This window comes from Streptomyces griseorubiginosus, from assembly GCF_017614965.1.
Classification (GTDB): Bacteria; Actinomycetota; Actinomycetes; order Streptomycetales; family Streptomycetaceae; genus Streptomyces; species Streptomyces griseorubiginosus_B.
On record NZ_WVUG01000364.1, the window covers coordinates 1 to 8,190 of the forward strand.

Here is an 8,190-nt window from a genome sequence, read left to right on the forward strand (position 1 = left end):
GTGTCGGGGGCGGTGGTGGGGCTGTCATCGGCGTGGGCCGTGACGACGCCGGCCAGGTTCGTGGCGACCATGAGGGCCGCCGCCGCGACGACGAGGGGGAGGCGTGGAGTGGTGGTCACGGTCGGCCTCACCCGGAGATCTTGATCGTGCCGCTGGAGAAGGTGGGCAGTTGCAGGGTGACCTCGGCGGTGTCCGCCGGAGGGGACGGGAACTGCATGAACACAGGGATTGTCTGACCTGCTTGGATCACCGTGAGATCGGTAGTTGTGAGCGGCCGACCGTCCGTGTCGCGCAGTACGTAGTACCGCTTCTTTCCCTTGGAGTCCACGAGCGTTGCACCGCCGAGCGATGTTCCGTGCTTGATGATCTCGGTTTCGTCGCCTCGTAGTGCGACCGGCACGACCACCTCTTGGGAACCGTCATTCTTGATGTCGCCATTGACGGTGACAAAACCGCCTGAGTCGCGATCCGCAGAGGTGACCTGCAGGATCAGCCCGCTCGGCCCTTTGAGTTCAGCCAGCGGCGTCTCGGACTTACCCTCCTGAGCACTCGGTTTGGAGCCGCTGTCCTTCGTGGCCGAGGGCGACGCTGGGGGCTTCTTGCTGTCTCCGCCACCACCGCAGCCAGTCGCCCCGAGGGCCAGACCGGCCGCAATGATGACGGCGACGACCCCCCTGGTTGCTTGCGCGGTGAACCGAATGCTCATCACTCTGCTTCCTTCTTCACTCGTCGTTCGCTTGTCACTCGGCCAGGTGGACGTCGAAGAGATCCTGCGGCTTCGGGAGACTCGTAGGGTCGTCCGGATTCAGCTCCCAGTTCCTGTCCTTGCAGGTCAGCGTCGGCAGGGGTGTGTCGGCGGCTGCCTCACTGGGAAGCGTGAAAGTGCAGAGCGGCTGGATCACCGCCGTGGCGTGGGCGTCCGACTTGATGTTCTCGGTACCCGGCACGACAGACCGCCCGACCGACTTGTTGGTCGTGACCCCGACCGTGTAACTCAGCACGTCCTGACGGCAGGAATCCAACTGAGCGTCGTTCTGCGCGGCCAGTTGACCAGCGCGCCCGCATCCGTCAACTGCCCCGACGCCCTGGAAGATGTCCCCCCATTTGGTGGGGTCGAGGATGTCCATGTTCCACTGGCCCGCGAGTTGGTCCCGGGTCTGCTGAGCCGCCGCCAGTGCGGCCGCGTCAGCCGCAGTTTGAGCACCGTTCCGGTTCACCGCAGCCTGGCCCACCGCGAAGTAGGCGAACGCAAGAAAGAGCAGGCCCCCCACCACAGTGATGTAGATGGGGAAGGCCTGCCCTGCATCGCCGTATCGGCGAGGGCGCGTCACACGATTTTGTTGATCTGAGCCATGATCTTTTCGAGGATCGTGCTGCCGATGCTGGTACCCGTAACCGCCAGCACGATCGCCACAACCACCGCGATGATCCCCAGATACTCCACCGCGGTCTGCCCCTTGTCGGCGGCGCGACGCTGCATGGCCTCGACCGTCGTGTTCCTCCAGCCGTTCACACGCACCTTGGCCGCCACGGCCTTCTTCAGCATCAGGTCGCTCATGGTGGTCCCTTCCGGGTTCGCTTCCGACGCCGGAACCGTACGCCGCGGCACCCCGCTCACCAGAGGGCCCCAGGGCCCAATCGCGGGCCCAATCCCGGACCCAGACGCTCCCCCATCCCGGCACGGCAGCTCACCCCAGCCCTCGGCCCGAACCGGGCGCCGTGCCGAGCCACTTGGCCGCCGCCTCGGCGCGGCTGGTGCTGTGGAGCTTGGCGAAGATGCGGTTGATGTGGTTCTTGACCGTCTTCTCGCTGATGAAGCACGTGGCGGCGATCTGCTGGTTGGTCATGCCAGATGCGATGAGGTCCATGATCTCCGCCTCCCTCGTGCTGAGTTGGTAGCGCTTCCTCAACTGTGCCACAGATGGTTGCGTTTGCGAAGAGGATTTGAAGTGATTGCTTTCCCGCAAGGGAAATGAGGAGGTATCAGCGTATGCAGTCGCACTTCCCAGGCCTTCCGGCAACGGGTCCGCAGACACCGGCCGCGTCTCGCGCAGTTGCGCCAGCAGCGCCCCCGTCGCCGTCGCCGTGAGGTGGGGTCGGCCCTGTCTGATGTCCCGTACCGCCGAGACCAGTTCGTCCGCGGTGAACTCGCCGTGGACCAGGTAACCCAGCGCTCCCCGGCGCAGCGCCTCCTGGACGATCTCCGACTCCCTGCTGTACGTGAGCATCACGACCGGCGCGATCGGCACCAGGTACGGAAGGGCCGAGATGCCGTCCACGCCGGGCATCCGGACGTCCAGGAGGACGATGTCGGGGCGGTGTCGGCGGGCCGCCTCGTAGGCCTCGCGGCCGTCCGCCGCCTCCGCCACGACCGTGATGTCCTCGCGGCCGGAGAGGAGGGCGGTGAGGCCCGCGCGGACCACGGGGTTGTCGTCCGCTACGACGACCTTCAACGGTGCGGGGACCGGTCGTTCCTGGAACGGGTTCGGCGGCGGCTGCGGCGCGCCGGGGTGGGGGAAGGTCTGTTCCGGCATCTGCGGCCTCCTCTCGTGGGTGTGGGGGACTCGGGCGTCGTACTCGGTCCTGCTGGGTCCTATTCGGTGCTACTCGGTCCTGCTGGGTCCTATTCGGTGCTGTTCGGTCCTGCTGGGTCCTATGCGGAGCTACTCGGCCCTACTCGTCCCTACTCGGCCCTGCTCGTCCTACTCGGTAGCGTCCTGCTAGGTCCTTCTCGGTCGTCCTCACGCGGCCTCCGTCGTCAGTGCGGCCAGCGGGAGTTCCAGGCGGACCTCCGTGCCCGTCGGGTGGCCGCCGCGGCCGATGCGGATGCGGGCGCCCACCGAGGCGGCCCGCTCGACCATGCCGACCAGACCGAAGTGGCCCGCACGGCGGAGCTGTTCGAGGGTCGTGCCGGGAGGCAGGCCCTTGCCGTCGTCGTACACGCTGATGCGCAGCAGGCCGTCGTGGACGCCCGCGTTGACCTCCACCCGGGTCGGGTCGGCGTGGCGGTGGGCGTTCTCCATGGCCTCCGTGGCGATGGTGAGGAGTTGGCGGGCGACAGCGGGCGGGACGGGGGGTACGGCGTGTTCTCCGATCGGGCGGTAGGCCGCCCGCAGACCGGTACGGGTGCTGAAGTCGCGGGTGCGGGCGGCGAGTTCGACCAGGACGTCGGTGCCGTGGTCCGGGTCGTTCTCGCGGCGCAGGTCGGTGAGGAGTTCGCGGGCCTCGGACGCGGCGCGGCGGGCCGAGCGGGCCACCAGTTCCGCCTGCTGTCTGACCAGGGCCGGGTCCATGCGTTCGGTGCCGGCCGAGCCGGCCAGGCCGTCGGCGGCGAGGGCCACGCCGTGCAGGGTCTTGGCGACCGAGTCGTGCATCTCGCGGGCCAGCCGGGCGCGTTCGGCGCTGACCGCCTCGGTGACCGCCAGCCGTGCCTGCACCTTGGTCAGTGCCTGCGTCGCGGAGCCGAAGCGGAGCATCAGGCCACGGAGCGAGGAACCGACCGCGCCCGCGATCACGCAGAGGCCGGGCAGCAGCAGGGCCTCGGCCAGGTTGCCGTGCAGGTCCTTCCTCGTCGCGTAGACCATCAGCAGGATCAGCGACTGCAGCGAGGCGAAGCAGGCCGCGCCGCGCCAGCTGTAGACGATGCCCGCCAGCAGCGGGGTGCAGACGCCGACGTAGGCGAGGGTCGTGTCGGGGCCCGCGGAGACCAGGAGCAGGAAGCCGAAGAGGGTGTCCACGACGAGCAGCGACGGGTGGCGCAGCAGGAGCGGGCCGAAGCGCTCCCAGTCGCGGAAGAGGACGTACGAGCCCATGAACGTGACGACGACGGCGGCGCCGACGAGGCGGGTCGCCAGGCCGGGTGACGCGTTGAGCAGGGCCGCCGGCGCCGCGAGGCTGATCATGGCCAGACGGAAGCCGAAGACCTGTCGGCACATGGCCTGGAGGGCGTTGAGCTGGATGGGCAGCGTCGGGGCCTCGGGGGCTTTGTGACGGCGGCCCTCGGTGGCGGGTGCGGGTGCCTCGGATGCCGGTTCCCGTGGTGTCCGCGGCTCGCGGTCCGCGCGCGTGGCCTGGCGTGGCACGCCCGGCAGGGGGGACGCGTCCGCCGGGGCCCATCCCGGTGGCAGCGCGGGCGTCACCGACGTGACCGGGATGTCGGGCGCGCCGGTGCGCACGTGGTCCGGCAGGACCGTGCCGGCCGGCGGGGTGGTGATCTCCGGCGTCCTCGGCCGGCGCCACAGCAGCCCGGTGGCCTCCCTCGTCGTCGCCATGTCCGCGCCCTCCCCCGCTACTTGCCCGTGATCGTGCCGAAGTCGGTGCCCGAGCCCAGCAGCAGACCCGCGCCGAGCAGGAGCAGGGTGGCCGGCACCATGAACGTGGTGATCATCAGCGTGGCCCTCGGGACGGCGCGCGCGGCCTTGCGGCGGGCGTTCTGGGCGTCCGTACGGCGCATGTCCTTGGCCAGGGAGACCAGGGTGTCGACGATCGGGGCGCCCAGCTCCTCGCCCTGCTGCAGGGCCGTCACGAACATCGCCACCTGCTCGGAGTCGTTGCGGCGGCGCAGTTCGGCGAAGGCCTGGCGGCGGCTCATGCCGAGGTCCATCTGGCGCAGGGTGATGCGCAGTTCGTCGGCCCAGGGGCCCTCGTAGCGGGAGGCCACCCGGTCCAGGGCCTGGCGGAAGCCGAGGCCCGCGCTGACGACGACGGCGAGCACGTCCAGGAAGTCGGGCAGGGTTCGCTCGATCACGTCCTTGCGGATGCGGATCGCCGCCCAGATGCCGACCTCGGTCCAGAACGCGCCGAAGGCGAGCAGGAGGAGGGCCACGAAGTACTGGCCCCGCATCAGGAATACCAGGAAGCCGACGGCGCCGAGGAAGCCGTAGACCGCGCGGCGGGCCGCGTAGCGGTCGATGGTCAGGCCGCCGGGGTTGCCCGCGAGGTCGATCCTGCGGCGGTACCTGGCGACCAGGGTGGGGCCCATCAGGCGCAGGACGGCGGGCGCGTACCGCATGCCGAGCCGGTCGATGAGCGAGTCGACCGCACCGGTGCGGGTGGCGCCCACCTCCAGGGCGAGCACCAGGTCACCGGGCAGCTTGGCCTCCGCGCGGTACATGCGGATCCCGGCGAAGACGCCCCAGACGCTCAGGCCCATGACGGCCGCGAGCAGAAGTGCCATTTCTTTCCTCCCCTCGGCGGAGAACTGTCGGACGGGTCAGACGTCGATGCGGGACATGCGGCGGATGAGGACGAAGCCGATGGCGTAGAGCGCGAAGGCGATGATCACGCAGGCCTGGCCGACGGGTGAACCGGTCATCCGGTCCAGGGCGCCGTCCTTGACCCCGTTCATGAGGAACAGGGCGCCCACGCCCAGGGCGGGGACGGCGTACGAGGTCATGGTGACCTGGGAGAGCTGGGTGCGGATCTCGCGCCGGGTCTCCTTGCGCTCCTCCAGCGTCTCCGTGAGGTTGCGCAGCGCGCCGACGACCTGTCCGCCGGCCCGGTTGGAGAGCACCAAGGTGGTGACCAGGACGACCAGTTCGCGTGAGGGCAGCCGGTCGGCGAGGTCGCCGAGCGCCTCGTCCATGGACTGGCCGATCGCCAACTGGTCGGCGACCTTGCCCAGTTCCTCTCCGGCCGGCGCCTCGAGTTCATCGGCCGCCATCCCGATCGCCGTCCGCAGGGCCAGTCCGGCCTGGGTCGCGTTGGCCAGGATGCGGGCGAGTTCCGGGAGTTGATTGATGAACTTCTCGATGCGTTTCTGGCGCTGCCAGTTGAGGAACTGCACGGCCACGCCGACGCCGAGCAGCCCGGCGAGCGGGCCGAAGAAGGGGGCGAGGGAGGCCTGGCCGATGAGCCACAGGGCGGCGACGGTGGCGAGCATGTAGGCGAAGAACTCGCCGGGGGTGACGTCGAGGCCGGTGGCGGCGAGCCGCAGCTCCAGCTTCTTGCCGAGCCTGGTGCGGCGCAGCCGGCGGTCGAGGGTGCGGAAGCGGCGCGCGCGGCCGCCGGCCGGGATCTGGCCGGTGTGTGCGAGCCGTTCGACGAGCGCGGCCCGTTCGGCCCGGCCGGTGGCGTAGGTGTGCACGCCCACGACGGCCAGGACGCAGGTCAGCAGGGTGATGCCGGTGGTGAGGGTGACGAGGTTCTGCAGATTCATGGGACGGCACCTACCTGGCTTCTCGGGTGGCCAGCTCGTCCGCGGACCGGGCGACGCCGAAGGCCTGTGGGATGGGCTGGTTGGACATGTAGAGGCGGTCGGCGGTGCGGCGGGTGAGCGGGAAGTGCTGGAAGGCGCCGTAGATCCGGCCGTCCGGGGCCATGGGCTGGGCGTTGAACCGGGCCACGGTGGCGAGGCGGTACGGCTCCCCGCCGTGGCTGTCGAGCAGGGCGATCTCGGTGACGCGGCGGGCGCCGTCGGCGAAGCGGGTGAGCTGGATGATGACGTCGACCGCGCTGTTGATCTGGTCGTGCAGGGCGATGAAGGGGACTTCGACGTCGGACATGGACGCCAGGGTCTGCAGGCGCATCAGCGCGTCCTCGGCGCTGTTGGCGTGCACGGTGGCGAGTGAGCCGTCGTGGCCGGTCGACATCGCCTGGAGCATGTCGAGGGACTCGCCGCCGCGGACCTCACCGACGACGATGCGGTCGGGGCGCATGCGCAGGGAGTTGCGGACCAGGTCGCGGATGGTGATCTGGCCCTTGCCCTCGACGTTCGGGGGGCGGGACTCCAGCCGGATGACGTGGGACTGCTGGAGCTGTAGTTCGGCGGAGTCCTCGATGGTGATGATGCGTTCGCCCTCCGGGATCAGGCCGGAGAGGGCGTTGAGGAGTGTGGTCTTGCCGGTGCCGGTGGCGCCGGAGACGATGATGTTGAACTTCGCCTGCACCAGGCCCGCGAGCAGGAACAGGATGTGCTCGTCGAGCGAGCCGAAGCCGATCATCTCCTGGAGCGTGAAGGAGCGGGGGAAGCGGCGGATGGTGAGGGTCGCGCCGGTCAGGGACAGCGGCGGGATGATCACGTTGACGCGCTCGCCTGAGGGGAGACGGGCGTCGACCATCGGGTTCGACTCGTCGACCCGCCGGTTGACCGTGGAGACGATGCGTTCGATGGTCTGCATCAACTGGTCGTGGGAGGCGAAGCGGATGGGCAACTGCTCCACCCGGCCGCCACGTTCGACGAAGATCGCGTCGGGCCCGTTCACCATGATCTCGGTGATGGACGCGTCTTCGAGGAGCGGCTCCAGGATGCCGAGGCCCAGTGCCTCGTCCACCACCCGCCGGATCAGCTGGGAGCGTTCCACCGTGGAGAGCACCGGGCCCTCGCGGCTGATGATGTGCCCGAGGACCCGCTCGAGCCTGGCCCGGCGCTCGGCGGCGGCCAGCGAGGACATCTCCGCGAGGTCGATCTCCTCCAGGAGCTTGGCCCGGTACGAGGCGACCATATGGCCGTCCTCGCCCCGATGACCGTTCTCCTCGGGGGAGTTGATACGTGCCCGCAGGCTCATGGTGCGTGCTCCTCGCGTGCCTCAGTGGTCGAGCGGCATGGTGGCGGTCTTGGTGGCCTCGTAGTCCCCCAGTCCGGGGAAGAGCTTCGGGATGCCGACGTGCGCGACGACGGTGACCGACCCGCTTCCCGGAGAGGGTTCGCAACGCACCGTCAGCCGGCTGCTGACGGCGTCCGCGCAGGCCGCGACCGCGTCCTGGCGCAGCGAGGCGGCCCGAGCGCCGGCCCGGGCCGCCGTGCCGGCCTGCTGGGCGGCGTAGGCGACGAGGCCGAGCTGGATGCCGGCGAGGGCGACGAGCAGCAGCACCGGGATGAACCCGAGGTACTCGATGGCCACTTGGCCCCGGTCGCGACCTGGGCGGTGACGTGTCCTGTCGTACGGCATCTCAGTCCTTCACCTCCTCCACCGCGCCCGCGTGTCCGTGCACGGTGATGGGGACGGAGACCGCGCCCGGGAAGAGCAGGGGGACCCGTATCGACACGTCCGCGGTCACGAAGCCGGTGCCGCCGCACTGGTCCACCGTGGTCCCTCCCCGCCAGGACGCCGAGAGGTCCTTCAGCGCCGCCTGCTCGCACACGCCGAAGCGCTCCCCCCGGGGAGCGGCCGTGCCCGCCCGTACCCCCTCGTCCGCAGCATTCCCCGCGAGCGTGTACGCGTATCCCACCAGCACGAGCTGCCACAGCAC

10 protein-coding genes are annotated in these 8,190 nt (G+C 69.9%); all 10 read right to left on the minus strand.

Features of this window, described 5'->3' with window-relative positions:
* Positions 1–127: 127 nt before the first annotated feature.
* Complete coding sequence (locus GRC12_RS38870) at positions 128–706, minus strand: hypothetical protein (RefSeq protein ID WP_208785097.1); 579 nt, start codon at positions 704–706, stop codon at positions 128–130.
* A 34-nt stretch (positions 707–740) separates the two neighbouring features.
* Positions 741–1,331, minus strand: a complete 591-nt coding sequence (locus GRC12_RS38875) for a pilus assembly protein TadG-related protein (RefSeq protein WP_208785099.1) — start codon at positions 1,329–1,331, stop codon at positions 741–743.
* Positions 1,328–1,558 (minus strand): hypothetical protein, encoded by a 231-nt coding sequence (locus tag GRC12_RS38880; protein WP_208785101.1) that lies wholly within the window; start codon positions 1,556–1,558, stop codon positions 1,328–1,330. The genes GRC12_RS38875 and GRC12_RS38880 overlap by 4 nt, the downstream gene beginning before the upstream one ends.
* A 130-nt stretch (positions 1,559–1,688) precedes the next feature.
* Positions 1,689–2,534 carry a response regulator gene (locus tag GRC12_RS38885; protein WP_208785104.1) on the minus strand — a complete coding sequence of 282 codons (846 nt, stop codon included), beginning with the start codon at positions 2,532–2,534 and terminating at the stop codon, positions 1,689–1,691.
* 207 nt (positions 2,535–2,741) lie between these two features.
* A complete protein-coding gene (locus GRC12_RS38890; protein ID WP_244374445.1) occupies positions 2,742–4,271 on the minus strand; it encodes a sensor histidine kinase in 1,530 nt (509 codons plus the stop codon).
* 17 nt (positions 4,272–4,288) lie between these two features.
* The gene (locus GRC12_RS38895; RefSeq protein ID WP_208785106.1) at positions 4,289–5,176 is read right to left on the minus strand and encodes a DUF5936 domain-containing protein; all 888 of its coding nucleotides are present in this window, start codon (positions 5,174–5,176) and stop codon (positions 4,289–4,291) included.
* A 36-nt stretch (positions 5,177–5,212) separates the two neighbouring features.
* Complete coding sequence (locus GRC12_RS38900) at positions 5,213–6,157, minus strand: type II secretion system F family protein (RefSeq protein WP_208785108.1); 945 nt, start codon at positions 6,155–6,157, stop codon at positions 5,213–5,215.
* Positions 6,158–6,167: 10 nt separating this feature from the next.
* Positions 6,168–7,505: a CpaF family protein gene (locus GRC12_RS38905; RefSeq protein WP_208785110.1), complete on the minus strand. Its 1,338-nt coding sequence runs from the start codon at positions 7,503–7,505 to the stop codon at positions 6,168–6,170.
* Positions 7,506–7,526: 21 nt separating this feature from the next.
* Positions 7,527–7,889, minus strand: a complete 363-nt coding sequence (locus GRC12_RS38910) for a TadE/TadG family type IV pilus assembly protein (protein ID WP_208785112.1) — start codon at positions 7,887–7,889, stop codon at positions 7,527–7,529.
* Position 7,890: 1 nt separating this feature from the next.
* Positions 7,891–8,190: pilus assembly protein (locus GRC12_RS38915; RefSeq protein ID WP_208785115.1), on the minus strand; the 300-nt coding region annotated here is incomplete at its 5' end.

What these genes read in the sequence shown, in the direction of transcription:
- GRC12_RS38905 (WP_208785110.1), bottom strand. Translation starts at nt 7,505, where the DNA reads ATGAGCCTGCGGGCACGTATCAACTCCCCCGAGGAGAACGGTCATCGG.
- GRC12_RS38880 (WP_208785101.1), bottom strand. Translation starts at nt 1,558, where the DNA reads ATGAGCGACCTGATGCTGAAGAAGGCCGTGGCGGCCAAGGTGCGTGTG.
- GRC12_RS38900 (WP_208785108.1), bottom strand. Translation starts at nt 6,157, where the DNA reads ATGAATCTGCAGAACCTCGTCACCCTCACCACCGGCATCACCCTGCTG.
- GRC12_RS38870 (WP_208785097.1), bottom strand. Translation starts at nt 706, where the DNA reads ATGAGCATTCGGTTCACCGCGCAAGCAACCAGGGGGGTCGTCGCCGTC.
- GRC12_RS38890 (WP_244374445.1), bottom strand. Translation starts at nt 4,271, where the DNA reads ATGGCGACGACGAGGGAGGCCACCGGGCTGCTGTGGCGCCGGCCGAGG.
- GRC12_RS38895 (WP_208785106.1), bottom strand. Translation starts at nt 5,176, where the DNA reads ATGGCACTTCTGCTCGCGGCCGTCATGGGCCTGAGCGTCTGGGGCGTC.
- GRC12_RS38885 (WP_208785104.1), bottom strand. Translation starts at nt 2,534, where the DNA reads ATGCCGGAACAGACCTTCCCCCACCCCGGCGCGCCGCAGCCGCCGCCG.
- GRC12_RS38910 (WP_208785112.1), bottom strand. Translation starts at nt 7,889, where the DNA reads ATGCCGTACGACAGGACACGTCACCGCCCAGGTCGCGACCGGGGCCAA.